This window comes from Bradyrhizobium genosp. SA-3 (assembly GCF_004212635.1).
GTDB lineage: Bacteria > Pseudomonadota > Alphaproteobacteria > Rhizobiales > Xanthobacteraceae > Bradyrhizobium.
In genome coordinates this window covers 1-281 of sequence record NZ_PSRT01000370.1, presented here as the reverse complement: position 1 = coordinate 281, position 281 = coordinate 1, and the positions used below count along the sequence as shown (strand labels likewise).

The following is a 281-nucleotide window of genomic DNA, read 5'->3' as shown; positions in this document are numbered from 1 at the left end:
CCGAAGGCGAGATTGGTGGTCACGATGACGGAGGCGCGCTCATAGAGCCGGCTGACGAGGTGGAAGAGAAGCTGGCCACCGGACTGGGCGAAGGGCAAATAGCCGAGTTCATCCAGCACGATGAAGTCCATCCGGGTCAGATGCTCGGCGAGCCGTCCTTGCCGTCCGTTGCGGGTCTCGGTCTCGAGGCGATTGACGAGGTCGACTACGTTGAAGAAGCGGCCGCGGGCACCGGATCGGATGCAGCTTCTGGCGATGGCAATGGCCAGGTGGGTTTTGCC

At 63.0% G+C, this 281-nt stretch carries 1 protein-coding gene; it reads right to left on the bottom strand.

Annotated features, from left to right (window positions below; genetic code table 11):
- The coding region (locus tag CWO91_RS42510) for an ATP-binding protein (RefSeq protein WP_165406094.1) at nucleotides 1-281 on the bottom strand (281 nt) is incomplete at both ends.